A 26,294-nucleotide genomic window follows, 5' to 3' on the forward strand; every position below is an offset into this window, starting at 1 on the left:
TAAACCCCCTGTTTCAATGAACAGGGGGTGTTTATATACAAAGAGATATCCAACTTAGCTCTCGTGGTTGCTAAATAAACTTGTAATGGCATGCATGACTTCAATTCCTTGGTAAACAAATAAAGAAAGCGAAGTGACTGAAAATAGACCTAGAATGAATAATCTTAAGAAAAATAACATCGTGTAAAACCTCCCAATTGTTGTTTTAAATATTGAAGATAATTGGGTTAAACACGAGCTGTTTCAAAATAAGAAGATTGATAGAAAACTGCGAACAAATGCTTTTTCATCCGATCAAATTGACCAGTACATGTGATCAGTACAAATCCAGCTGTTAAGCTAGCGATTACCAGCAATGCTGTAAAGGCACTAAATACGGCACTCACATGTTTCTTTTCATCGCCACTTGTCTGAACGATTTTAAATTCATGTGTTTCTTGATCAGCTACCACTTTTGTATGATGGCTTACTTGAACGGAATGAGGCATTGAGAATAAATGAAAACTTGCCAGTGCTATTAATAAGACTGCGAATTTCAAAAGCGTAGTTTTTTTCATTTTTCTCACCCCTTCCTAGGTATTTTCATGATCTTACCACGTTTTCAGTTAATTGAAAAGTTTTATTTTTTCTATTCCCTGTTCATAAAATGTTCAAACATGGTGACATGTATAAGACTGATTCACTTTATGAAAAGTTTCGTTTAGGATTTATTTTTTTAACTAGATCGTCAAATTTATTTGCTCAATGCTGCTCCCTGTTTACCAACTGCTTTTGCAAATATTCCAGCTATACAAATAGCCATTAGAACGAAAATAAAGGCATTTAGTAAGCCTATATGGTTCGCTAAAAGCCCTAAAATAGGAGGGCCAGAAAGCGCTGCACTATATCCTGATAGTGTCACAATACTGACTCGTTTTACCGCAAATCTGCTGTCATCTCCTGCGGCAGATATCGTTAAAGGGAATCCTAAGGATGCACCGAGTCCCCATAAGAAAATAGAAAACATGCAGACAACAAGAGATATGTTTAAGATCACCAATAATAGACCAACCGCAGCTGAGATGATCGCTGCTCTTAATAATAAGACTCTGCCAAAACGATCAATGAACTGTCCACTGAGAAGTCTCCCTGTAATCATTCCACATAGGAAAAGAGCGTAAATAACAGTGCTTAAGCTATGAGATACATTGTACCCATCAACCATTGCCAAAGGAATCCAATCGTTTGCTGAGCCTTCTACAAAGGAGAGACAGAGGGCAATGACAGCCAGCGACATCGTTCGTTTATTGAGCCAAGAGACGGGCTCGGCATTTTTTTCATTGTTTTTCACCTGAATAGTGTCTTTTCCTGTCCCACGAGGAATATACCGTGTACAAGTGAGAATGGTGCAAAAGAATAGAAAGGCGATGATGATGAAATGAATCATGACAGATATTCCAGCGTGAATAAAGAATATCCCAGCACCTGCACCAAGCAAGGTTCCAATACTAAATGAGGCATGTAAGATTGGTAATATGGTTTTGTTGATTCTATATTCAATTTCAGTGCCTTCTAGGTTCATGGCAACATTACACATCCCTGAACCAATACCAAAAAGGAAAAGCCCTATTGCCACTATGACTGTAGTTGCAACCTGTGATCCTGCGGCAAGAAGAGAGAAGCCACCGAACATAAAAAAAGCACTGATCACAATAGCATATTTACCGCCTTTTGAACGAACAAATAGATTCGATAAAATCAGACCTACAATGGACCCGGCTGATAAAGCCAGTAAAATCAATCCCATTGTCCCAGTAGTGGCATGTAAAATATCTCTAATCTCAGGTGTTCGGGAGAACCAGGTAGAAATCGTGATCCCCGACATTGCAAAAATAATAATAATCGCTTTATACCACTGTTTTTCCATCATATACCTCGCACATTTTAATAAGAATAAAGCCAAATGAAACCATTTGATTATATATGAGTAAGATTGTTTCGTAAATAACATGACAAAAATTAAAAAGAAAAGGAAGAGGGTGCAAGAAGATGACATCATATCGTTCTGCTGTCACTTGAGGGCATGGAACGATACTAAAATTGTTATCACTACCACATGTTCATTTTAATTGAGATTGAACGACCGAATATTGCAGGAGTAATTCAGCATTTATTTTATAGAAGGAATGTGAAAAGAATTTAATAATCGGTTAGCCAGTAGTTATGGCAAAAAAAATAATCTCGGTTGAGCTTCATTGGAATCACTGAAAAAGAAAACTACTTAAATAGGAAAATATTCATTTTATCTCAATAAGATAAGTATACTTAATTTTGAGACGGAGAAAATGAAGTTCATCATTAACTTCCTAGAATATATATTATGTAAACTAGAGTATACGCATTTTGATGAAGCCGCTTGCTGCTCCTTTTAATGTTAATGGACAAATACATATACATACTTCTTTTCTATTCCCTTCTATGAACATTCATATTAATTTCTCTCATTGGGATACCGTCAGGAAAATGCGGATTTACAACGTTAAGGAATTTTCATTACTCCTTAAGCATTTTTAGGTAATATTCAAAAACCATGCTTTGACATTCTCTAAAGCATGGTAATTATTTAAACTCATATAAATCTGCTAAGTTGCTTTTTTTAGCTCATCTATTTATTGAATCCATTAACCGGAAAAAATATTCGGGTTTATGAGTCTTATTTAGGTTATACCATGAATGTAATGCATCTGGTGTAAATACATCTATTTTTTTCAGTACCTCCATTGCAAATTCCAGAGGAGCTATTCCCGATGCAGTAACTAAATTCGCATCAGCTACCGCAGATTCCAACTCGTAGAATTTTTCTCCTTTATAGTTAGGACATACCATTTTAGTATATTCTAAGTTATTACTTGTATGCTTTCTAGTATCTAAGTATCCCATATTCGCGAGGCCCTCAGTTGCACCACAAATTGCAGCAACAATAGTGCCAAGCTTTAAAGCTTGGCCAATTCTTTCCAAGATAGGTTGATGAATTTCTTCACTCCAAGTAGTCCCTCCTGGTAAAATTAAAAGATCTTTACTCTCAAGAGTACAATCATCAAGGGAAATATCTGGTTTTATGCTCAGTCCTCCCATAGTTGTAATGATTTCTCTATTAGCTCCTACTGTAATTACTTTTAAAGGTGCTAAATCTTTTTTGAAATATCTTCCGGAGTTTAGTTCAGCAATTAAATATCCATATTCCCAGTCCGACATTGTATTAAATACATATAGAAAAACTTTTTTTGTTTGCATTTAATAACACTCCAATCACAATTGATATAGCCAACTATAACATTACCTCCCTGACAACTAGCGTCAGGGAATTAATCAAATTTGATGAAATTTTATTAATTCCGACAAAACTTCAATCATTCTTTTCTTAAGACTGATTGGCTCAACAACTCGAATAGATTTACCGTACGTTAAAAGTAAATAAGGTACATATGTATGTATCATATCCTTCTCAAGAAGAAATACTGCTTGATTTGAAGTGCACTCTTGTAAATAATGTCCTAAAAACCAATGTTGGCAAATATCAGCTAATACACTTTTATCCCCATTAATAACCAAAGAAATAATCCCTTCCTTATCTTCTATAGTTGGAAGAAGATTTTTCATAAAAAAGTCACGTGCTGAAAAATTTTCTGGCCGGTTAAACTTATTTTCGGTTAGCATTAGACTTTCAATTCGATCTACTCTAAAACTACGGATATCATTCCTAAGATGACAAAATCCAATCACATACCACTTATTATTCCAATAGATCATTCTGTACGGATCGACCAATCTATAATTTAATTGCTTTTCGCCACTTTTATGGTAAAGAATTTTTACTGAGTACCCGTCAGTTACGGCCTGCTCCAACTCCTTCAAAAAAGGTTCCATAGAGAGTGAACTTAATCGACTTATTACTTCAAGACTAGATAAATGTTGGTTTATCTTTGTTTCCTGCTCTTGATTTGAGTATTTACTTAGTTTTGAAATGGCCCTATTTAGTGCTTCGCCTCCATAATATCCGGCTTCTTCTGCAAAAACAGCAGCGTGAAATAGTGAAGTTTGCTCCTCAAAATCAAAAAAAAGAGGAGCCTCAATAAAATTGTTCAATAAAGTGTATCCACCGTTATGTCCTGGTTCAGAAATTATAGGTACGCCACTTGTTGAAATTGTATCAATATAACGATACACAGTCCTTATATTCATCTCTAACTTTTCTGAAATTTGTTTCGCAGTCATTTTTTCACCTGAACGAAGCATCCATAGAATTGCTAACATATTGTCAATTTTAGGCATACACTTCCACCTCTATATGGGATTCATCCCCTAATATACATTTCCTACTTTTGGTGTAACTCATCGACTGTTCCTTTCCGATAGTTTTCTGTATAATGAGGCCCTAGACACATTTGTAATTTCACAAATTTGATTTACAGTCATATCGCCCTCTTTATAAAGCTTTACTGCATAGTTGAACTGACACGTATATAACCGATTTTTCGCAAAATATTACCACATCTTTGAGACAAGTCTTAAGAGGCGCTCTTAACTATGATTTTATCAGTCTCCTACACTCTATTGATATATAATTGAACTAATTAACTGAATAATGATAGAAATGAGATGATACTGTATGAAAACGGCGAGAGGTGTAGCTTATTTAATTGCGGTCGGTAGTAGCTTGTTTCAAATTGTGAGTCTGAGGGGGTTTCTATGAATAAATTATTAGCAATGTCGATATTAGGATTGGGCATTAGTGGTGCCGCTTTAATTTTCTCAGTCTCTTTGTTATTCAAATCCCCAACCGAAAACTTTGAGCTGATGTTTGCTGCTGGATCAGCAGGAGCATGTACAGTTTTCACTGTCTCATCCCTAGTTCTTCGAAAACGTTTGAATCACTTAACTGACAAAAAGTAAGTGTGGAAAAATCCCCTTTAGGGGGTCAAAATCCCTTTATGAAACAGCCAGTTGTCGAAACTCTTTCGGTGACTGGTTGTTTCATTTCAATTGAATTCAGATATTGTACAGGGACATGAACAAGGGTCCTCTCAGAATGTACAATAAGGTAAATATGGATCCATTGTTATTCACCCCATTATTAATTTCTTCATCATGGCGGCACATTGATCCATTTAAAATCTATACAAGAGAACGATTTGCAACAGACTATTTATAAGCCTACTTAATGATTTTAGCAATCACAAAACATGTGATTATAACAGTTAAAAGCAATAAATAATTTAGTCTTTCAAATGCCTTTTGTTTTTTGCTCATTGTCATTGTTCCTTCCATATGTTCTACTTTTGTTGTCCACTGAACATTATGGATCCAGATTTGTTGTGTTTTCCTACAAACAATAAAAACTTGTAAACAAACACTTCTAATGGATTCACATTTACTTGCTTGAATAATTACTTGAGCTATTTAATATCTCACCACTCGTCAGGAAATGCGGATTTACAACGGTGGTAAGAAAATGTTCGTAAATGATCCGGTCTTCAAAACGAAAACCGGATTCCTATATTTATTTATCTCACTCTTTTTTCTAAACGCCTATTCTAAATCAATATCGAGCTTGATCAAAAAGATTCCGATAACTAGGCTTTACATTCTGCAAACCCTTGTAATTCTTCGATTAAACCAGACAAAACTGGTTCATTCATTTTTCCATATCCTTAAATTTCGCCTCATCTATTGGTTAGGATAATAAAACGACATTTTTATTGATTAATATCGTGGTAATACTTAAGGTGTCCCTATTGAAACGGCATCTATCAGTCGTCTATCCGATACATATTTTGCTCTGTTTGGTTGTCCCTCAGCTCTGTTTATATCTAATGTATTTAAGTTTGCTACAACAGAGAAGAGCGTACCAAAATTATGTTTTTTTAAATTTAAACAAACATGTCCCTTTGTTTCTGACATAATTGATTGTGCAATGGAAAGAGTCATTTTATTGACGTTTTCTTTAAGACGTATATCTAATGTTTCAAAACGTTCTTTTGATTTGCTCCAATTCCAGTTTTCAGATACTAATGTACTTTCATGGTGATTGGTACAATGAATATAATGATTGGTGGGAAGACGCACTTGATAGTCATTAGGGGTAACTTCTACAACAGCCATATTCCCTAATGGATCTGCTAACAAGTAGTTATTGGCTACCGAACTTGGGAATCTTTTTAACACTTCTATTCCTTCTTCCACCGTACAACAGTTTTCTAAAATATATTTAACAGCAAAATAAAAATTCAATCCTGGCTTAATTCCCCCTTGGGGAACCGATGTAATTCCTACAAATAAACCATGTTGATTGATACCATCAACTTTTCCAATAAAACAATCTGAATGACCTACATATTTATTTTTGTCTTCAAAACAAACTAATGAGGACTCTGTTATTTTCTTTAAATTTAAGAGCATATCATAATTACGTCCAACAATCATTTCTTCTCCATTGAATGCTGAAAAGATGCTACATTGACCAGTCAATTCAAATACACCTATACTTAAGAGAAATGCACTTACTTCTTCAAAAGAAGAATGGCAGCCATCAGCAAATCCTTGTATTTCCTTAACGATAGAAGGGTCAAATTCAGTAAGAATAGGTTTGCATAACTCCCCAAATTTTAATTTTTCCTCTGTTATTTGTGGAAATCGAAACCCATTTTTATAAAGAAGTTCTGCATAATGCTTGCCTGCCTGATAAACATTTCCTTTTAACCTCGGATGATACATAGTAACTCCCTCCGTTTATACTTTTGTATATATAGAATAAACCCTCCAGTAAGTGGAGGGTTTACCCTGTTTCGATATCAATAACTTTTAACTATAGTTCTTGATAACTGGAGTACATATTTTCGTAATAAACTCTGATGGATGTCTATTTAAATCTGGTCGTATGTCTCTTAAATTAATATTAGAAGGAACAATACCTTTTTCATAAATCTCTATTGCTTTTCCGCTCTGGATTAGATTCTGTTCCAGTATCCAATTTTTCAATATTTCATATCCTACATCCAACTCTGAATAGGGACCTTTAACAGTCAGACATGCGTATATCCCTTTGTCTAAAATCCTACAATTGTCTGTTTTATTCGTATCTTTTACTGGAAGAAGAAGCTCTACGTCTGCCTCCTTTTGATTCAAATCTCTATCATGAAAGATTGCCATTAGATTTCCATTTATCACAAGATTAAAAGCATAAACTCGATCAAATAAATTTTTTACCAACTTATCTATAAATTTTATCTTTATTTTCTCACGAACAGAATAAACTGTTATTCCCTCTCGATTTTCAATATAACAGCTAGATATAACCGGCCCAGGAATTATAGATGCATTCTTTTCTATTTGTATTTTTAACAGATTCATTTCTTTTATTTGTTTGGAGATTTGTTCTTTTTGATCCTCAAGCTCATATATTTTATGCTCTAATATGCTTTTCCACTGTACTTGATCAGGGTTTTCAATAAATTCCTTAATCGTAGTTAAGGGAAATTGACAGCTTTTTAGAAGCATAATTTTTTTCATGATTTGAATTTTTTCGTAGTCATAATACCGATAGTTTGTTACAGGATCTATATAAGAAGGTTTTAGTAATCCAATGTCGCTATAGTAGCGTAACGTTTTAACAGGAATATGACATATTTCAGAAAATTTGCCTATAGTGTACATTATATTCCCCCTTTACGATTATTTTAGTCTACGATAAATTTTGAAAAGTGTTATTGAGAGTCTATGAGACTAACAATATCAAGGAAATGATTTCTTCTCAATAGGGTACACTGTCGCTTTGGGAGATAATTTGCACTTGTTTTAATGCTATTTTGCACTATAAATACAAACCCTTTTAAAGTGTTGGTTTAGAATAAAGATTAATTATAAATCACTATAAATCCTTGATTTAACTGTATATAAAAAGGATAATCTTTCTTGGACTTAAATCTCAGTTCAACTATTTAAACGAGATTCACTTTCTTTTTTCCTTTTATTTATCGCAAACGAAAAAGATGCAGTAACTAGTGCCATTAATACTGTTATTCCACCAATCCAACCTAGATTCAGAACAGATGCGTATTCTATTACCAATCCCCCTATACCTGCGCCTAATGTCATACCAATATTCATAATTGCCGTATTGAAACTCAAAACAATTTCTGATGATTGTGGTTTTAAGGAAATTAGATAAAATTGATTTGCAGGAGTTGTTGTCCATGCGGCAGTTCCCCAAACCATAATAATTATGAAGACACCAATAGTTGAAATGGATGTTGCCGTCAAAAAGAACAATGCTACTGAGTGAATGATTAAACTAAAATAAATAGTGCGAACAGGTCCCCATTTATCAGCTGCATACCCACCAAAACGAGAGCCTATGAAAGCAAAGACGCCTAAGACTAATAGTGCTGTACTAATTTTTTCTATAGAAAAATCAGCTAATTTGTTTAAAAGCGGAGCAATATACGTAAAGACCATTGTGTAGCCAAAAATCCAAAATAATGTGGTGAATAAACCACTGATTATTTGCTTATCTCGAATGACTAACAATTGTTGCTTCAAAGAAATTGATTTATTTCCCTTTAATATTTTTGGAATATATTTATTTAGTAATAACAAATCAATCAGTGTAATAGATGCAATAAATAAGAAAACATAACGCCAATCCATAAATGAAGCAATGAAAGTTCCAATTGGTACACCCAATACTAAAGAAACTGTAAATCCAGTAATGACTGTTGCAATTGCGCTGCCTCGTTTGGCAGGCTCAGCAAGTTGAGCTGCGTAAATGGTTGCAACAACGAAATATAGTCCACCACTCATAGCTAGTACAATACGTGAAAACATCAGCATGCCAAAATGATAACTAAAGAATGCGACGATATTTCCTATTATAAAAACCAGCATTGAAGATAACAAAACTCTTTTTCTTTCAAACTTTGTAGTTAGTATAACGAGTACCAGTGCACCAAATGCATGCGATAAGGCATATACAGTTACTAATTGTCCAGCCAATGAAACTGGAACATTCAAATCATTAGAAATCACTTCCAAAATGCCCGAAACAATAAATTCAGCTGTCCCTACACCAAAAGCACCTAAAGCTAATAAATAAATGGCAATTCGATTCATTATCTCATCTCCTTTTTACTTAATTTGTTAGCAATAAACTGTTATACAGCCAAATAGTACATCATTTAAAATCTTCGTCAGTCAAATCCATATTTATCCCCATAGCAGTTCGACTACCGTCAGCTGCAGCAAAAACCACTTGCGATGGATTAATGTATGAAGCATCCCCAGCAGAATAAAGACCTTGTATTGAAGTTCTCCCTGATGCATCTGTCTTGATTCCGCCAAATTCCGTCATTTCGAAACCTAAACTATCTCTAAATTTCATATTTTGGATAAATGTGGGGGTTGCGAAGCCGCCTGACCTTACAATTTGAGTACCATCCTCAAAGCGAACATGCTCAAGAATCCCGTTTTGACCTATAAAAGCAGCAATACGATTCTCTATCACCATAATTCCGTTCAATTGAAGACGTTTTTTTTGTTCATCCGAAAGGGGCTTTTGTCCGTTTGTACAGACGATCAAATCCTTACTCCAATTGTGCAGCAGTTTGGCAGTATGAAAAACAGAGGGTAATTCGGAAACAACAACAAGAGGTTGGTTCCTAAGCTCCCACCCGTCGCAATAAGGACAATTAAACAAACTTTTACCGTATAGTGGATAAAACCCTTCGATATCAGGAAATATCTCCTTTACACCCGTCGCTAAGATTACTTTTCGTGCTTGAACGCACAGTCCTAATGAATCAAACACTTCAAAACCAGATTCAATTTTATTTATGGAAATGGTCTTTATTTGCAGATGATCGACAGATGGATAACCTAATACTTCTTCATAAGCAATACGACGGAACTCGGCTGGTGTTACACCATCTCTTGTGATAAAACCATGAGACGCATGCGTAACTGAATTTCTAGGCTGATTGTTGTCAATTAAAGCCACACTTCTTTTTGCCCTTCCAAGCACAAGCGCAGCATTCAATCCAGCGGGACCCCCACCAATAATAGCGCAATCGTAAATCAAAACACTCATCTCCTCCAAAATAGATATTACAGAGTATTTATATCTGTAATATGTCTGAAAAAATACTCACTTACATAGTAAAACTAGTCCTGTGAATACAAAATAATTCTCTTAAAACTTGAATATAAGACAACCTATTTATATAAGTTGCATTCATTTTTCTCCCATACTTTTTATTAGACCTTGAAAAAGTACATCTACCTTTGATAGACATTACAGACTCTTTATATCTATTATTAATACGAAAAAATGATCTATATAACGGTTCAAATCCCTCCTTTCATCATTAAGTGACTTAAACTTATGGTTGCCTTTGAACCAAGTCCGCTAATTTAGTATTTCTAAGATGATTCTGCATTTTCTCTTCGGCTTCCTTCATAACAGCTTGAATGGAACATTCATCCCCGTGGACAAAGTTACATTCAAATAATGAGGCGGTGCCTTCAATTGCATGAATAATATCTAAAAACGTAATATCACCTTGAGTAAGAGATAGACGATATCCCCCATTGGCTCCGGAAATTGATTCAATCATCCCAGCCTTCGCTAGCTTAGTTAAAATTTTGGAAAGATAGGTCGGTGAAACACCTTGTGCTTCGGCTAACTGCTGAACGCCAATAGGTTTTGCTGGAGAAACAGTGACAAGTGTGAGCATAGTATGTAGAGCATAATTCGTAGCTTTTGTAAATTTCATAATAGCACCTCCTTCATAGACTTTTCGTGTCTATAATATCCTTGAATATAGTATGGTGTCAAGTTGTTCGTTTATACTGCTTATTTAGACTCGCACAAACATACCCTTTTTCTTGTCTTGGTACATACGAGGGCACAAATTTAAGTACATTGGAGACATGAAACACACATAACACCATTCAAGAATTTGAACAGTGTTACGTGTGTTGCCATTTTGCTATACATCCTTACTGGATAACGTTTCTTTCTCTAAATAACGATATAAAGTTGTAAAGTGGTTGCTCCATTCCCTGTGGCCACTTTCATTCGAGATCAGGAATAGTCTATTTTCATAGCAAGCACAATTTTATTTGATTCAACCTTTAGCAGTTTTTGTTATATTACAAAAGAACATAGATTAGTCGAGGTCAATTTATCTCTGCAAAAACATCCACTTTTCCCTCTCCTATATACTTAGTAATATTGGTATACCAGCAGCTATTACAATAATTCCGATTAAAATTAACCAAGCAAGTGGATTTGCTAAATTTATTGTCCAGCCAACACCAAAACGTTTTTCTAAAAACAATGAGGGATCTTTTCGATTAAAATAAAATTGACCAAGCTTCCAATAATGATCGTCATCGCGATTTATCACTTTACCATCTGTCGTTCTTCCATTTTTCACACGACTTCCACCCTGCCCAGTTGTAATGGCAAGTACAATCGCACCAATAATCATGATTGCTGTAATCATTAACGAAATGACAGTCACATAGGTTGTTAAAATCGAATAAATAAATGATAGCTGGATTACACTGAAAAGAACTGTGAGCGATATTCCACTAGCAATTAGGAAAACCGACCATCTTCTACGAAAAATAATGTTTTGTTCTATTGATTCATCTGGATTTTGAGCATTCAGCTGTTGTTTTGATCTTCCAACCACCCAATTAATAAACATGAATAAAGCAATCATATAGATTTGTGTGATTGGCATGATTAAGACAGAGCGATATGATTTTACTGACCAATTGGTAACCTCACCAAAGAAATCATATTGCATTGGAATTCGTTCAGGAATTCTACCATACTGCGTAAAGGTAATAAATAGCGTGACAGCTACTAAAGCAAAACCAATTAAAAACCAGTAATTAGAATGAATTAATTTTTGTTGATAAAAATTTGTTTGTAGTACAATTTTCTGTTGTCTTTGTTCATGCCATTTCTCTTTTTCTTTGAGTTGTTTCATTTGCTTATGAAACACTAAATAGATTAAAAATGAAATCATTATAAAACCGAGTATAGTTATTGATAAAACGAACCCCATTGTCTCTCCATCGTTCGGAGAATACTTTCCTACGATAATATAAAAAATAAACAGTATAACAATACTAAAAACTGTCATAGATGAAGCATATAGTTTTCGCATTTTTTTTAGTTTTTCATCCATATAGACATCAGACGGAATAGAAACGCCAAAACTCTCTGTACGTCGTGTCCAATACGGCATACCAATCAAAGTAATAAAAATAGGTATGAATAAAATAATTGAAATCCACATGATATGATCCATCGGTTAGCTTCCTCCCTCGTGAACATATGAAGTAAAAATCACTTCACAAAGCTTCATAAAATCTTCTTTATTTACATCTCGACAAATGGCCTCTGCAATAAGGGGATGTAATATTTCTTTCATTTCTTTCTGAAAATATACATCTGCCTTTGGAACTCCCTCTGGATTAACCACAACTCCTTTTTGACGATGATTTAAAATAAATCCTTTTTGTTCTAGCTCTTTATAGGCTTTGTTCACCGTGTGTAAATTGATTCCTATATCTGCTGCTAATGAACGAACAGATGGTAATCGTTCACTTGGAACAAGCTCCTGCTTTGCAATACCTGCAATAATACGATGGATAAGCTGTATATAAATTGGTGTTTTAGACTCAAATTCTAAATGAATAATCAAAGGAATCCACACTCCTCTCTGTATATTACATGTTATATTTGTAATATAACATGCATTACTTATATATCAAAGAATTTTCATGAAAAAATCCTTAACTGTTTTTATATGAACAGTTAAGGACTCTTTTTCATTGTATTAGGTTTAGACACAAAATTTGGTACATTAATTGGTGAAATGGTTGTTTAATAGGTCATGAAAAGAGCTTTCTTTTTGAATAATGAGTTATGTTGTTACCCAAATTGAATCCCTGAGTAGTTTTGAATATTCGGAGCATTTGCTTTACAATGAATCATTGAGTGAGGAGATCATATATGACAAAATACAATGAATATAGATATCATAATTTTTCATAGAAAAGTCAGCAGACCATTATCTTTATAGCAGGACTTGGCGACAGTTACGATACATGGAAAGAGATTCAAAATGAATTAATGTTACAGGAGATTTCAACCCTTTCTTACACTAGGTCGAGTGTTTGTAAAAACTCAGATAAAGCCTCAGTCCCTTCTCGATTTAGTGGAAGAACTCTCTGATTTATTAATTTCACTTGAAATACCCCCTCCTTATATAATGGTAGGCCATTCTTTTGAAGGTCTGATTGTTAGGTTATTTGCAAGTATTTATCCTAAAGACATAACAGGTGTCATCTTGGTGGATGCAGCAGCTGAATTTAAAGAACTTGCTTATGAAAGCGTTTTGCCTGAAAAATTACTTGAGCGTAATCGCAAGTATGTGCAGAACCCAGATTTGAACTTAGAAAAGATCGATAAGGTGCGAAGTTACCAACAAGTGATTGACCACTCACTTCAAATGGATTCTCCATTAAGTATTATTATCAGAGGTTTACTAAATGTTTATGAAAAGTCCTTTAAATTTTACTGTTCATTTAATGCTTAAATTTAGTAAACTCACAGTTCTTAAGAAACTTCAGCAAGGTGAGAGGTTTCTTTTGTTGAAACAAAAGACCCCCATCTATGATGAGGGTGCTTGTTTTACGATGGTAAAGAAGTGGTGTATTGGGAATTCGTATAATCTGGTAGCATATCCCCATGTGCTTCAATGAGATCATCACATAGACGAATGATATCGTCCATTGATAATTCAGCACTTGTATGTGGGTCAAGTAATGCGGCTTGGTAAATATGCTCTTTTTTCTTTGTGATCGCTGCTTCAATGGTCATAAGCTGAGAGCTGATGTTTGTGCGATTGAGCCCAGCTAGTTGTTCTGGGATTTCGCCGATATAGCAAGGCATAATCCCGCTTCGATCAGCGATACATGGGACTTCAACACACGCTTTTTCAGGAAGATTTCGGATGAGGCCTCCTGTGTTGAGTACGTTTCCGCCAAACTTAAATGGACGATTTGTTTCAATGGCTTCGATGATACGCGAACCGTATTCTTTTGAACGTGTATGGCTGAGCTGACTATTGTTGACGATGTCTTTTTTCATTGAGTTCCAGTTTTTAATTTGTTCCTCACATCGACGCGGATATTCATCAAGTGGAATGTTAAATTGATCGATTAGCTCTGGATAGCGTGATTTAATAAAATACGGATGATATTCTGCATTGTGCTCAGAAGATTCTGTAATGTAATAGCCGAATTTGTCCATTAATTCAAATCGCACCATGTCGTGGTGACGGCTTTTTTGTTTTTCTTTCGCCCTTCTTTTGATTTCGGGGTATAAATCTTTTCCGTCTCGTTTCACCTCTAAAAGCCAAGCCATATGGTTAATACCGGCAATTTTTTCTTCGATTCCTTCATGATCCATTTCAAGTGCTTCAAGCAGTTCTTTTGTACAGACTTGAACACTGTGACAAAGGCCGATAGTTTGGATATTCGTATAACGTAGCATTGTGCCAGTAAGAGTGGCCATTGGATTTGTATAATTTAAAAACAATGCATATGGGCAAACTTCTTCCATATCCTTTGCGAAATCGAGCATGACTGGAATTGTTCTAAGGGATCGAAATATGCCTCCAATGCCTACTGTGTCTGCAATGGTCTGCCTAAGTCCGTATTTTTTAGGAATGTCAAAATCGATGACTGTACTTGGTTTATAGCCGCCGACTTGAATTGCATTGATGACATATTTTGCACCCCTTAGTGCATCTTTACGGTCATCATATGAGCGGATCGTCACTTGTACGTTATAGTTCTCTTTTAGATGATGAAGCATTGTTTCCGATTCTTTGAGGCGTGCTGCGTCTATATCGAATAAAGCGAATTCAAATCCAGCCAAAGCTGGAACAAACATGCAGTCTCCTAAAATATTTTTCGCAAAAACTGTGCTTCCTGCTCCGATAAATGTAATTTTAGACATAGACTTCTCTCCTTTTTCCAACACCCATTGATTTTTATCCTTTGACAGAGCCTTGAGCGAGGCCGGCAATAAAATATTTTTGCAATAGTAAAAACATCGTGACCATCGGCAGCATGGCAATGATTGTGGCAGCGCCAACTAGATGTAGTTGATGTTGATTTTGGCCAAAGAAATTCGACAGTGCGACCGTTAGTGTATGCATTTCTTTATCTTGTAGGAAGAAAATCGCAAATTGATAGTCATTCCAAATATATACACAAGCAATAATTAAAACAGATGCTGTGATCGGCTTAAGAAGCGGGAAAACAACACTGAAAAAGACCTTTAAGGTACTTGCGCCATCAATTCGAGCAGCTTCTTCCAGTTCTTTCGGAATGGTTGAACGGATAAAACCAGCATATAAAAAAATGGTAAGTGGCAGAAAGGCAGCTACATTATTTAAAATCGCAATTTGGTATGTATTCATCATCCCTAGACTGACGACCATTTTATAGAGTGGGACAAGTGCCGTTAAAGGTGGAATGACCATGATCGCGATAAATAAAATGTAGATGCTTTTATTCAGTTTTGTTTGTCTTCTTGCAAGCGGATAGGCTGCAAGTGATCCTAGTAAAATGAGTAGGATCGCTGAGCTACTCGTAATGATGAATGTGTTAAGAAATGACTGTCCTAAATTGGCTTCAGTCCAAGCCAGGGTAAAATTTTCAAAGTGTAGCGCTTGAGGAAACACCCATTTTGAACTAAAATCTCCCAAGCCTTTCAGTGAAGTAGTCACTAAAATATAAAATGGAACCAAATGTAGCAGTGTGATCAAAAATGCAAGCGCGGATAACCATCTCTTTTTCCGTTTGTAGGCGGCCTCCATTATACTTCTGTCTCCTTTCGTTTGAAGTAAAGTAACGCAGCCACACTAATGACAAGAATAATCAGTGCCATGAATACGCCTTGAGTGGCGGCATAGCCTGCATCTTGTCGTTTGAAATATAAATCATACATAAAGGTGGACATTGATTGCGAAGCATCTCCTGGCCCACCGCCTGTCAATGCAATAATGACATCAAATAGTTTCAAGCCACCAATGATATTGAGGACAATATTAATTGTGATAGAAGGCATGAGCAGTGGCAAGGTGATCTGTTTAAATTGCTGAAGTGCTGAAGCCCCATCTAGCTGTGCTGCTTCATAATAATCTTTGGGTATGCTTTGTAAACCAGCTAAATAAATGATCATCGCAATACCGACAAATTGATACGTATTGACAAGGACAATGATCCACGAATTCATATTTGGGCTGCTAAGTACATTGATTTGATCAAAGCCTAACAACATGAACATATCATTTAGCGCGCCACCCTGATAGGCAAAGATAAAGTACCAAATGTATCCCATTGCGATTGGGCTGATCATCACAGGTAAATAGACAATTGTTCTTGTTATAGTTCTCATTTTCAAGCTGTGATTGAGTAACAGCGCATAGCAAAGCCCAATGATGTTCTGTAATAACGTACTACCAATTCCGTACAGCAAGGTGTTTTTTACGACTAGCCATGTTGTTGGATCACTGAGAAGTCGTTTATACTGCTCAAGACCAATCCAGCTATAATATTGTGAAAACCCATTCCAATTCGTAAAAGAAAGTTGAATCCCATTCAAAAAGGGATAGATGATAAAAACGGTCACAATCAATACTGCCGGTGCATACATCCACCAAAGTGATGAGGTTCTTTTTGTTTTCCCTTTCGTTTTCTGAAGTGGTTTGAATGCAGCAGCCTGTTTTTTCTTGATTACTTCACTCATTGGCTTCACTCCTGTTTCAGCTTTCTGTATGATGTTGTGTTGTCGTTACTGTTTTCTAAGGCGGTTGTATTCCTCTTCCATCTTTTTTGAAAGCTGTGCGGGTGTGATGGAGCCTGCTAAAAGTTCTTGACCTGTTGTTGACATGACTGCCCACATTCCGCTAGGTAAGTATTTCCGATCAAAATAGGGTTCGATTTTGATGTCTTGATAATTTTGATAAAATTCGGAGTAATAGTTGGTTGCTTTTACGTTCTTTAATGCCGTTTCGGATGATGAGCCCTCTGCGATTTTCTTTGCATTTTTAGGCTGTGCTAGAAAGTCGATGAATTGCTTTGCTTCTTTTAGATGCTTTGAATCCTTCCAGGCAGCCACTGTAAATCTTTCACCGCCAATCCAGCTTTGTTGACCTCCTTCATGGATGGAAGGGACAGGCATTGTTCCTACTTTAACTGATGGGTTTAGTGTGGTTGTTTCAGGACCAAGAGAGCCTCCGACGAAAGTAAAAGCGATTTTATTTTGTGCCATGAGTTCTGGCGCTTGAGAGAGTTTAGCAGTTAGCACATCTTTGTTTAAAAGGTCATTGTCTTTAAATTCTTTCATGGTTTGTGCAAGTGGCGTATATGTTGACCAATCAAATGTTCCGTTCTCAAGGGCTTTTCCATAACTGTTTTGTTTATCAGTAATCAATAATGGTGTTGCCAGTTCATCGAATATTTGTGCAATATTTGAATTATCCCCTCCTGGTATCCAAAGCGGCACCACTTCTCCATTGCTTTTTTCCTTGACAGCTTGAAGGGCACGTTTGAATTCATCTAGCGTTCGAGGGATGTCAATGCCATATTCCTTTAACATTGTTGCGTTATAACTAATTCCGTCTTTTGCTTGATTAAGTGGATAGGCATAGACTTTGCCGCTTTCATCTTTTAAGATGTTGTCAAGCGCTGGATCCATCTTGTTAATCCAGTCCATCTCTTGTAAATCAGCGACATACTCGCTATAGCGCAGTTTTGCCCAGCCATGTGTGTCGAAAAGGTCAGGCATGTCATTTGCGCCCATTTTGACACGCAACATGTCTTCATAACTGTTGCCTGGAAAGTTCGCATCGATTTTAATTTGCTGATGCTCCTTCTCAAAATCATGGATCACTTCTTCAAATGCCTTTTTTTCACCACTATTACTCATCGTTGAAAACAGTGTAAGTGTGACCTTACCATTTGCGTCAGAGCTTCCCCCGTTGCCACAGCCAGCTAGTACGATCATAAAGACAAAAGCGACAAACAGTACACCTGTCGTTTTTTTCATCATATCCTCCTTTTAATAACTGAAAATTCAGTCTAAATAAAGCGGCGTTCATTCAGTTGCACAATCAAAAGAAGTCCATTATACTGGAATTCTATTCTTTTCAAAGAGATGAGAAAGTGTTTCGGTAAGGTGCCTAATTGAACATGATCTAGCCATCATGTTCAGCAATCTTCCGTTTCCTTTTTTGTCTCTTTTTCTTCTTCCGACAGCAGACAGTGTATCACCTCCCTTCCTGTTTCATCGCCTAAGTGTGCTTAGGACATGTACTTTCTCTCTCAATGAGTTTTGTAGGGACGATCACTTTTAATGGAAGCTTTCTCCCGGTGACCCGCTCCAATAATAGGTTGAGTCCTACCTCTCCCATCTGCTCTGTGTGAACTTTTACAGTTGTTAATGGCGGGCTTGAAAAGGACGCTGCATCAATGTCGTTAAAGCTAACAATGGATACATCTTGTGGAACGTGAAGTCCTGCTTCGTGAAGGGCACGCATAGCGCCAATTGCCATTGAATCACTCGCGATAAAAAACGCTCCAGGCAAATCTCCCTTTTTCATCGCATGATGCATGAGTTCATAGCCTTGTTGCATCGAATATTCACCAATATGCACATCGTCAGCTTTAAACGTCCCTTTTTCCTGCATTCGTTTTACAAATGTCGTTTGCCTTTCATCTTCAATGACCGATTTACCCTCAAAAAAATGCTCTCGCTCTTTCCCACCAATATAGCCAATATGCTCGTAGCCAAGTGCAAACAAATGATCGATCGCCCGATTTACCGCTTTAACAAAATCTAAATGAACGCTATCATATAAATCTTCATCTGCATGATGATTGATAAACACAATATGCTCCATATGATCTGTCATCTTTTCAACGGTTTCTGGACTAATTCTTCCGATGACAAGGAGTCCGTCCATTCCTTTTAGTATCTGCCTGTGATCCATACTTCTTAGGCGAAATGTGTTGATGGTGGAAATGCCTCGCCTAGCACACTCTTTCTCAATGCCTTGCCGGATGGATGAGAAAAATGGGTCATTCAGTTCTTCTTCAATCGACTGAGCAACAACGATTCCAATGATAGGTGAATCACGATTGGTTTTCTTTGCTTCATTTTTATCAGGTTTTCTTGCTCTTACTGGCGTATAATTCATCTCTTTTGCAATGTCTAAAATCTTTTCTCTCGTCATTTCTGATACAGAAAGAGTGTGATCGTGATTTAAGACGCGAGACACAGTGGAAACGGATACATTTGCGTAAAGAGCGATATCTTTTAATGTCGTCATAGGTAAACTCCTCATGGCTTCAACTATTTTGACTAAATATTTACTAAATCTATTTGAAGATTACCACATAAATAAAGCGCTTTCAATATCTTCTTTCTTATTTTTGATGAGTTTATGAGCATCTTTTAATTGAATATCGGTATTTTTAGTAAATTTACTAAAAAAGAGGATGGTGTCCCATCCCCTCACTCATGTGTAAATTGAGTTGTTTTGGTTTGTTCAAGGAAAATGTTTTGCATGTTTTCCCATGCAATGTGAATCTCTTCATTTAAACCGAATAAGCCTGAGGTGCCAACGATAAAGATTTCATTACCTGCTTCAGCAAGCAAGCGAAAGGTCTTTTCATTACAAGAGCCATCCACTTCAATGGAAAATGTGTACCCGCCTTTTTGTTTTAGCTGTTTTGCTTCTTTGATTTTACCTAGCATTTCAGTTAAAAATGGCTGCCCTGCAAAGCCAGGATCAATTGTCATAATGGTTACCTTATCAATTAGGTGAATAAATGGTTCAAGGATTTGTAAGGGTGTGGCAGGATTTAAGACAAATCCGACCTGACAATTTCGCTCATGAATATGCCGAATCGTGCGAAATACCTCTGATTGGACGACTTCTGGGTGCAGGCTGATGATCGAGGCACCTGCATCAATACATGCATCTATAAGAAAATCATTTGGTTTTTCTGCCATAATATGAACATCAATAGGTAGCGTCGTTATTTTACGAAGCTGTTCGATAAAAAATGGTGATAACGTTATGTTTTTAACATAGTGCCCATCCATAATGTCGACATGATACATATCGGCACGCTTGTTTAATGCTTCGATTTGCTCACGAAACCTTGTTAAATCCATGCACATCAGTGATGGTGAGAATGCTGGCTTCATCAACTGATCGCCTCCTTTAATGTCCTAAAATTAGTTTGATGAAGCCAATGAGAATACCAATAATACCAAAATCCGTATCACCAAACGTTGTACCTTCAAACCCTAATGAACCAAGAACCGGTAGTAAAAATGCAGGTAAAAATGACAGGAGTAAGCCGTTGACAAAAGATCCGAGGACAGCTCCTTTTAAGCCACCTGTTGCATTTCCGTATACCCCGGCTGTCGCCCCACAGAAAAAATGCGGAACAAGTCCTGGAACGATAACAGTTAAACCAAATAGCGGAAGTAGAAAGATAGATAGAACTCCTCCTGCAAAACTACATAAAAAGCCAATGATGACGGCATTAGGTGCAAATGGGAACACAGTTGGAGCATCAAGTGCTGGCTTTGCCCCTTTGACGAAACGATCGGCAATCCCTTTAAAAGCTGGAACAATTTCTCCAATGGCCATACGTACTCCAGCTAAAATAATGTAGACTCCCGCTGCAAATGTGATCGCTTGAATGAGGATAAAGACAGCAAAGTTTGTTCCCCCACTTAAATCCTCAATATATGAACGACCTGCAAATGGAGCGATCGCAAAGAATAGTAATGCCATTGTGATGGAAATGGCGACTGATGTATCTCGAAGAAAGCCTAACGATTTTGGGATGCGAATCGTTTCAGTGGACTTCTCAGGGTTACCAACAAGTTTTCCAATCAAACCAGCTGTAAAATAACCAAATGTACTGAAATGGCCGAGAGCGAGATCATCGTTTCCGGTAACCTTTCGTGTAAACGGTTGAAGAATTGCTGGTGCAATGACCATTGCAGTCCCTAAAATGATCGAGCCGATGATGACGAGAAGCGAACCATTGACACCAGCTGTCGATAAGACGACAGCAAGCATAGCCGCCATGTAAAGCGTGTGGTGACCTGTTAAAAAGACATACTTGAACGGTGTGAATCTTGCAAGTAGAAGATTGACGATCATGCCAAAAATCATGATCAGTGCTGTTTGAGTTCCAAATTCTTTTTGTGCAATTGCAGCCATCGCATCTGTATTTGGGACAACACCTTGAATTTGAAATGCCGCTTCAAACATTTTCCGAAAGATGCCAAGTGAATCAGATACAACGGCAGCCCCGGCACCGAGGATTAAAAAGCCCATGGTAGTTTTTAATGTGCCTGATATGGTGTCTGTCGCTGATTTTTTTTGTAAAAGTAGACCAAGTAGTGCAAATAAGCCGATGAGGATGGCTGGTGTTCCTAAAATATCGTTCATGATAAGCTCAATCATGCTTCTCTTCCCCCTTGTAAATGGTCTATATATGCTCGCGAAGAATGGCTTTAATCGCTTCTTGATCCAGTAGGTTGTTTAGTCCAACTACATTTCTTGTTCCATCATCTAGCTGATCAATAATATCCTTTGCTCCTAAATACAAATCAGCGGACTGACTTTTGCCTGTGCTGAGATCAGTGTGGTCTACATCCGCAGAGAGTCCTAGCTCTTCTAATGCTTTTTTGACATTCATTTCAACGATAAAACTGCTTCCTAATCCATTTCCACATACGACAAGTATTTTTTTCATTTGATCTTCCTCCTTAAATGGTTGAAAAGTGCTGAATGAGTGATTGTACGTCAGTCAAGCGATTCGTTGTACTTAATTGTTCAATGTGTTTCTGGTCACTAAGCAGCGTCGTTAGTTGCTGAAGTGCCTTTAAATGGGTCACACTGTCAATTGCCGCAAGCACAATGATGAGGCGTACCGGCTTTTCCTCTTTTTCTGAAAAGTAGACAGGTTCTTTTAACGACATCAATGACATTCCCAAAGTATTGACCCCATCTTCTGGTCTGGCATGCGGAATCGCAACCTCGGGTGCAATGACAATGTATGGTCCATTTTGATGAACAGATTGAATCATGGCATCAATATACGTCTCTTCAATCGAATGATTGCTTAGTAATGGCTGTGCTGCTTTCGTGATGGCATCTTGCCATGTTTGCGCTGTTTGTTTGAGTTGTATCGTTTCTCTTTTTAATAAATCATTTAACACTGGTTTCCACCCTTTCTGTCTTGATGCAAAAGATGGCTGAAGAAGCTCCTTGATGTCTTGAAGCAGTGCCTGTTCATTTTGCACGATTGTATGCTTGTGAATGGCTGTGAGAATGTCTTCTAACATGTGTTCATCTGAGGAGAAATCACCGCCTTCGCCATAACGCAGAAGTGTCTTTTTTTCATATGGCGTTAAAATGGGATGAACGATATGTACTGGTTTTCCCTTTGATGAAATGGGTGTTGTCGAGACAATGAAATCTGCGTCAATTGTTTGTAAACATTCGTATTCGCGCTTTGAAATCATGCCGCGAATCTCAATGTAAGCAATTAAATCGAGTAACTGCGTTTTGAGCATATGGCTTGTGCCAATTCCTTCTGCACAAACGATGATGACAGATTGTCTTTTCATCGTAGAAATGCCTTCTCTTCTCATCCAGCCACCAAAGTGCATGGCGAGGTAGGCAATTTCATGGTCACTGGCTATTCCGCAAGTGGCTTGTTCTAGGTGGATTGCCACTTTTTTTGTCATCCCGAAGACTTCTGGTTGCGCGTTTCTGACCGAATCGGTTAATTCATTGATAACCTTGATCTTGTATTTCATTCGATAGTAGGCGGGCTTAAGGTGCATCATTAAATTTCGTTCTAATTCACTTTGTTCCTGAAAAGAAATGCACGCATAGCGCTGAAAGTCAAATATCATTTTTCTGGCAATGGAGCGGATGAGATGATGTTCTTGATCACTTTTTGGTTGTGTGAGCTTTTGTTTTTTTGCACTGAGAAAGAGTGTGCTAAGGAAATAAACTTCATCATCTTTTACTCGTAGACCGCTTTCCTCTTGTACCCGCGTCATGAAGCGAATGGCGGCAAAGAATTCCCTTGTTTCTTGTAGCGTGCTTTTTTCTTCTGCGCTCATGTCTGCATCTTTTCCTAATTTGATCCGTTTTAAGTAGAAAAAAAGATCCAAAGATAATTGTTCTAGCATGTCATCCGCAAATTCTATTTCTAACTCAAGCTCGCATTGTATAAGGAGTGCTCTCATTCGTTTACGTGAGATTGGTCCATCTATCCATGTTGAAAGCGATATCTTTTCTTTATTTACGAGTATCGGCCGAATGCGATGAATATAGGATCTGAGCGCATGTCGAATGCTCATTTCAGCACCGGATAAAAAATAACCGGATGTCACGTTAAAATGAAGCATGATTTGCTGACTGGAAAGCGCTTGTTTTAATTGTTTGATGTCATCAAGGATCGTGTTTCGGCTGACTTTTGCGAACGAGCTCAAATCTTCTACAAACAACGGTTTTGAGTGGCATGCGATTGACAGGATCAGCAGGGCTCTCCGCTCCTCCATACAAAGTTCATAGCTTTCACCTACATGAAGTGTCTCTGCATTTTTTTTAATGGCTTCTTTTTCGTCGGGCTTTACATAATATCCGCTGCGATGCTCACGCTGTATCAAGCTATGCTTGTTGCTTTTAAGCCAGTCGTTTATTCGGTTAATCTCATAATAGATCGTGCGGGTAGATACATTTAGTGCATTTTGCATGTCCTCCATTGAAAGACGAGACGGCGTATAAAGAAGCATCATGAGTAGGTTCGTGCCCCGCTTTGTTAGAAACATCTAAATCCCTCCTTTCTCTCCTTGAATTTCAGTCTAATAGAAGAATCGGTACTAAAGAAGTACAAATGTATGCAGAGGTTCTCGTGCAAAGGTTGGGCAGGCAAGGTCTGTGTTGCACAAATAAAAAGCACACCATAATGGCTGTGCTTTTACATGTTTGATTTCAGTGCTTTAAGTTCTTGATCCATTAAATCAGCCGTTTTTGAAATGAAATCGATCGTGCGCTCTAGCTCTTCTTTGTCATATTTTTTTGATAGCGTAATAGTAGAAGCAGATAATGATTGGAACAATTGCTTCACTTGTGTTTTTCCATTCGTAAGCGGGACGATGATGACCCGTCTTCCGTCTTGCGGATCTTTTTCCCTTTTCGCATAGCCTGCCTTTTCTAGACGATCAATGAGTGCTGTTACTGATCCAGTACTTAAACCTGTCTTTTCACTGAGCTCTCCTGCTGTCATAGGGCCTAACTCATTTAAGAGATCGGCTGATTTTAAATCTGTTGGAAAAAGGCCGAGTGACTGTGCGGCTACCTGATGAAATAGGACTGTCCGTGTCGCCAGTCGACGAAGGGTATGTATGATTAGGTCATCGCTTTCATTTCTTGTATTGCTTGTTGACAACTCATTGTCCTCCCTTTAAAATCTATTTATCTTGATCATCAAGATAAATGTTCTCTTACCTAATCTTTTGATCATAGCAAAAATAAGGAGAGAACGTAAGTAGGAGGTAAATGAATGAACCACGTGGACAAAAGCCATGTGTCGACTCGCTTTGTTGTCATCGGACTACTTTTAGGTATTTTCATGGCAGCAATGGATAACACAATTGTGGCAACAGCGATGGGAAGCATTGTTGCGGACTTAGGAAGCTTTGATAAGTTTGCATGGGTGACCGCTTCTTATATGGTCGCTGTTATGGCAGGTATGCCGATTTATGGGAAGCTTTCTGATATGTATGGTCGAAAGCGTTTTTTTCTGTTTGGACTTATTTTCTTTTTATTTGGTTCTGCTCTTTGCGGAATTGCACAAACGATGGATCAGCTCATTATTTATCGAGCAATTCAAGGTTTAGGTGGCGGCGCACTTCTGCCGATTGCATTTACGATTATTTTCGATATTTTCCCACCTGAAAAACGAGGAAAGATGTCAGGTATGTTTGGTGCTGTTTTCGGGTTATCAAGTGTACTTGGTCCTTTGTTAGGTGCTCTTATCACTGATTCAATCGGGTGGCATTGGGTATTTTATATTAATGTGCCAATCGGTGCCTTTGCAATCTTTTTCATTGCCCGCTATTACCGAGAGTCTGCTGAGCATAGCAAGAAGAAAATTGATTGGTCAGGAGCGATTACGCTCGTTGTGGCTGTTGTCAGTTTAATGTTTGCTCTTGAGCTTGGTGGCAAGTCATATGCATGGGATTCTGTTCAAATCATCACACTATTTGTTGTGTTTCTCGTTTTTTCAGTTGTCTTTTTCATCGTTGAACGAAAAGCTGAAGAGCCGATTATTTCATTTTGGATGTTTAAAAATCGTCTATTTGCTACATCACAAATTTTAGCGTTTTTATATGGCGGTACTTTCATTATTTTAGCTGTATTTATTCCGATTTTTGTGCAAGCAGTGTACGGAGAGTCAGCAACAAGTGCTGGGTTTATTCTAACACCGATGATGATTGGTTCTGTGATTGGAAGTATGATTGGCGGGACGATGCAAACAAAAGTCCCATTCCGTCGCTTAATGATCATTTCGGTCATCTCCTTCTTTGTTGGCATGCTACTACTTGCTAATATGACACCTGAAACAAAAAGAATGTGGCTGACCTTATTTATGATGGTAACTGGCTTTGGTGTTGGCTTTAGCTTCTCACTTCTGCCATCAGCTTCTATGAACGATTTGGAACCTCGATTTCGCGGGAGTGCCAACTCAACGAATTCATTTATGAGATCACTTGGGATGACGCTTGGCGTGACCATATTTGGAACGATTCAAACGAATGTTCTCTCAAACCGTTTAGAAGATGCTTTTAGTGGTATGAAAGGTGCTGCTAATCAGCTCGGTAATCCTCAGGAAATTTTCCAAGCAGGAGCGAGGGCTCAAATTCCACATGACATCTTAACTAAGATCATTGATGCCATGTCTCAAAGTATTACGTATGTGTTTATGCTTGCACTATTTCCAATTGTCCTAGCAGCGATCACTGTTTTATTTATGGGCAATGCTCGTGTTCGCATGTCACATGAAACAAAAGAAAAGGAACAATAAAAGAAAGCAGAGCGATAAGTGGCTCTGCT

26 protein-coding genes and 1 pseudogene are annotated in these 26,294 nt (G+C 37.3%); 4 read left to right on the forward strand and 23 right to left on the reverse strand.

The features are described 5' to 3' along the window. Positions 1 to 54 precede the first annotated feature (54 nt). The 6 genes and pseudogenes from ACQKEZ_RS18155 to ACQKEZ_RS18180 all read right to left on the reverse strand — a co-directional run. Positions 55 to 180, reverse strand: coding sequence for a hypothetical protein (locus ACQKEZ_RS18155; RefSeq protein WP_427303206.1), 126 nt, complete (start codon positions 178 to 180; stop codon positions 55 to 57). Positions 181 to 227: 47 nt separating this feature from the next. Further along, complete coding sequence (locus ACQKEZ_RS18160) at positions 228 to 557, reverse strand: hypothetical protein (RefSeq protein ID WP_427303208.1); 330 nt, start codon at positions 555 to 557, stop codon at positions 228 to 230. 176 nt (positions 558 to 733) lie between these two features. Further along, positions 734 to 1,909 carry an MFS transporter gene (locus ACQKEZ_RS18165; protein WP_427303210.1) on the reverse strand — a complete coding sequence of 392 codons (1,176 nt, stop codon included), beginning with the start codon at positions 1,907 to 1,909 and terminating at the stop codon, positions 734 to 736. Positions 1,910 to 2,640: 731 nt separating this feature from the next. Beyond that, positions 2,641 to 3,273 (reverse strand): type 1 glutamine amidotransferase family protein, encoded by a 633-nt coding sequence (locus ACQKEZ_RS18170; RefSeq protein WP_427303211.1) that lies wholly within the window; start codon positions 3,271 to 3,273, stop codon positions 2,641 to 2,643. A 75-nt stretch (positions 3,274 to 3,348) separates the two neighbouring features. Continuing rightward, on the reverse strand, positions 3,349 to 4,311 hold the full coding sequence (locus ACQKEZ_RS18175; RefSeq protein WP_427303213.1) for a helix-turn-helix transcriptional regulator: 963 nt from the start codon (positions 4,309 to 4,311) through the stop codon (positions 3,349 to 3,351). A gap of 60 nt (positions 4,312 to 4,371) precedes the next feature. Next, positions 4,372 to 4,488: pseudogene (locus ACQKEZ_RS18180) on the reverse strand (helix-turn-helix domain-containing protein); the annotation flags it as partial. 240 nt (positions 4,489 to 4,728) lie between these two features. Here ACQKEZ_RS18180 and ACQKEZ_RS18185 point away from each other — a divergent pair. Together ACQKEZ_RS18185 and ACQKEZ_RS18190 are read left to right on the forward strand one after the other, a co-directional pair. Beyond that, a complete protein-coding gene (locus ACQKEZ_RS18185) occupies positions 4,729 to 4,932 on the forward strand; it encodes a hypothetical protein (RefSeq protein WP_427303215.1) in 204 nt (67 codons plus the stop codon). Between the two features lie 136 nt (positions 4,933 to 5,068). Next, positions 5,069 to 5,191 carry a hypothetical protein gene (locus ACQKEZ_RS18190; RefSeq protein WP_427303217.1) on the forward strand — a complete coding sequence of 41 codons (123 nt, stop codon included), beginning with the start codon at positions 5,069 to 5,071 and terminating at the stop codon, positions 5,189 to 5,191. A gap of 569 nt (positions 5,192 to 5,760) precedes the next feature. On the opposite strand, the gene ACQKEZ_RS18195 is transcribed toward ACQKEZ_RS18190, so the two are convergent. From ACQKEZ_RS18195 to ACQKEZ_RS18225, 7 genes are all read right to left on the reverse strand, one after another. Next, the gene (locus tag ACQKEZ_RS18195; protein ID WP_427303219.1) at positions 5,761 to 6,753 is read right to left on the reverse strand and encodes a C45 family autoproteolytic acyltransferase/hydolase; all 993 of its coding nucleotides are present in this window, start codon (positions 6,751 to 6,753) and stop codon (positions 5,761 to 5,763) included. A gap of 87 nt (positions 6,754 to 6,840) precedes the next feature. Next, entirely contained in the window at positions 6,841 to 7,692 is an 852-nt protein-coding gene (locus ACQKEZ_RS18200; RefSeq protein ID WP_427303221.1) for a MerR family transcriptional regulator, read from the reverse strand. A gap of 276 nt (positions 7,693 to 7,968) precedes the next feature. Further along, entirely contained in the window at positions 7,969 to 9,147 is a 1,179-nt protein-coding gene (locus ACQKEZ_RS18205; RefSeq protein ID WP_427303223.1) for an MFS transporter, read from the reverse strand. A gap of 61 nt (positions 9,148 to 9,208) precedes the next feature. Further along, positions 9,209 to 10,111 (reverse strand): NAD(P)/FAD-dependent oxidoreductase, encoded by a 903-nt coding sequence (locus ACQKEZ_RS18210; RefSeq protein WP_427303225.1) that lies wholly within the window; start codon positions 10,109 to 10,111, stop codon positions 9,209 to 9,211. A gap of 301 nt (positions 10,112 to 10,412) precedes the next feature. After that, the gene (locus tag ACQKEZ_RS18215; RefSeq protein ID WP_427303227.1) at positions 10,413 to 10,805 is read right to left on the reverse strand and encodes an Rrf2 family transcriptional regulator; all 393 of its coding nucleotides are present in this window, start codon (positions 10,803 to 10,805) and stop codon (positions 10,413 to 10,415) included. Between the two features lie 444 nt (positions 10,806 to 11,249). After that, positions 11,250 to 12,359, reverse strand: coding sequence for a DUF1648 domain-containing protein (locus tag ACQKEZ_RS18220; RefSeq protein ID WP_427303229.1), 1,110 nt, complete (start codon positions 12,357 to 12,359; stop codon positions 11,250 to 11,252). A 3-nt stretch (positions 12,360 to 12,362) separates the two neighbouring features. Then, on the reverse strand, positions 12,363 to 12,755 hold the full coding sequence (locus ACQKEZ_RS18225) for a GntR family transcriptional regulator (protein WP_427303231.1): 393 nt from the start codon (positions 12,753 to 12,755) through the stop codon (positions 12,363 to 12,365). 471 nt (positions 12,756 to 13,226) lie between these two features. On the opposite strand from ACQKEZ_RS18225, the gene ACQKEZ_RS18230 reads away from it, so the two are divergent. Further along, a complete protein-coding gene (locus ACQKEZ_RS18230) occupies positions 13,227 to 13,652 on the forward strand; it encodes an alpha/beta fold hydrolase (RefSeq protein WP_427303233.1) in 426 nt (141 codons plus the stop codon). Between the two features lie 95 nt (positions 13,653 to 13,747). Here the strand turns inward: ACQKEZ_RS18230 and ACQKEZ_RS18235 are convergent, their stop codons facing one another. From ACQKEZ_RS18235 to ACQKEZ_RS18280, 10 genes are all read right to left on the reverse strand, one after another. Then, on the reverse strand, positions 13,748 to 15,079 hold the full coding sequence (locus tag ACQKEZ_RS18235) for an alpha-glucosidase/alpha-galactosidase (RefSeq protein ID WP_427303235.1): 1,332 nt from the start codon (positions 15,077 to 15,079) through the stop codon (positions 13,748 to 13,750). 34 nt (positions 15,080 to 15,113) lie between these two features. Next, positions 15,114 to 15,944 carry a carbohydrate ABC transporter permease gene (locus tag ACQKEZ_RS18240; RefSeq protein WP_427303237.1) on the reverse strand — a complete coding sequence of 277 codons (831 nt, stop codon included), beginning with the start codon at positions 15,942 to 15,944 and terminating at the stop codon, positions 15,114 to 15,116. Beyond that, positions 15,944 to 16,876 (reverse strand): carbohydrate ABC transporter permease, encoded by a 933-nt coding sequence (locus tag ACQKEZ_RS18245; protein ID WP_427303239.1) that lies wholly within the window; start codon positions 16,874 to 16,876, stop codon positions 15,944 to 15,946. The genes ACQKEZ_RS18240 and ACQKEZ_RS18245 overlap by 1 nt, the downstream gene beginning before the upstream one ends. A 45-nt stretch (positions 16,877 to 16,921) precedes the next feature. Continuing rightward, complete coding sequence (locus ACQKEZ_RS18250; protein WP_427303317.1) at positions 16,922 to 18,178, reverse strand: ABC transporter substrate-binding protein; 1,257 nt, start codon at positions 18,176 to 18,178, stop codon at positions 16,922 to 16,924. A gap of 244 nt (positions 18,179 to 18,422) precedes the next feature. Beyond that, the gene (locus ACQKEZ_RS18255) at positions 18,423 to 19,460 is read right to left on the reverse strand and encodes a LacI family DNA-binding transcriptional regulator (RefSeq protein WP_427303241.1); all 1,038 of its coding nucleotides are present in this window, start codon (positions 19,458 to 19,460) and stop codon (positions 18,423 to 18,425) included. Between the two features lie 185 nt (positions 19,461 to 19,645). Next, positions 19,646 to 20,344 (reverse strand): D-allulose 6-phosphate 3-epimerase, encoded by a 699-nt coding sequence (gene alsE / locus ACQKEZ_RS18260; RefSeq protein ID WP_427303319.1) that lies wholly within the window; start codon positions 20,342 to 20,344, stop codon positions 19,646 to 19,648. A 16-nt stretch (positions 20,345 to 20,360) separates the two neighbouring features. After that, positions 20,361 to 21,623, reverse strand: coding sequence for a PTS ascorbate transporter subunit IIC (locus ACQKEZ_RS18265; protein WP_427303243.1), 1,263 nt, complete (start codon positions 21,621 to 21,623; stop codon positions 20,361 to 20,363). 25 nt (positions 21,624 to 21,648) lie between these two features. Continuing rightward, positions 21,649 to 21,915 (reverse strand): PTS sugar transporter subunit IIB, encoded by a 267-nt coding sequence (locus tag ACQKEZ_RS18270; protein ID WP_427303245.1) that lies wholly within the window; start codon positions 21,913 to 21,915, stop codon positions 21,649 to 21,651. Between the two features lie 13 nt (positions 21,916 to 21,928). Next, on the reverse strand, positions 21,929 to 24,007 hold the full coding sequence (locus ACQKEZ_RS18275) for a BglG family transcription antiterminator (RefSeq protein ID WP_427303247.1): 2,079 nt from the start codon (positions 24,005 to 24,007) through the stop codon (positions 21,929 to 21,931). A gap of 149 nt (positions 24,008 to 24,156) precedes the next feature. Beyond that, complete coding sequence (locus tag ACQKEZ_RS18280; RefSeq protein ID WP_427303249.1) at positions 24,157 to 24,627, reverse strand: MarR family winged helix-turn-helix transcriptional regulator; 471 nt, start codon at positions 24,625 to 24,627, stop codon at positions 24,157 to 24,159. A 114-nt stretch (positions 24,628 to 24,741) separates the two neighbouring features. Here ACQKEZ_RS18280 and ACQKEZ_RS18285 point away from each other — a divergent pair, with 114 nt between their 5' ends. After that, the gene (locus ACQKEZ_RS18285; RefSeq protein WP_427303251.1) at positions 24,742 to 26,265 is read left to right on the forward strand and encodes an MDR family MFS transporter; all 1,524 of its coding nucleotides are present in this window, start codon (positions 24,742 to 24,744) and stop codon (positions 26,263 to 26,265) included. Positions 26,266 to 26,294: the final 29 nt, after the last annotated feature.

The sequence above is a fragment of the Bacillus sp. NPDC077027 genome (genome assembly GCF_050269555.1).
In the GTDB taxonomy this organism is placed as follows: Bacteria; Bacillota; Bacilli; order Bacillales; family Bacillaceae; genus Bacillus.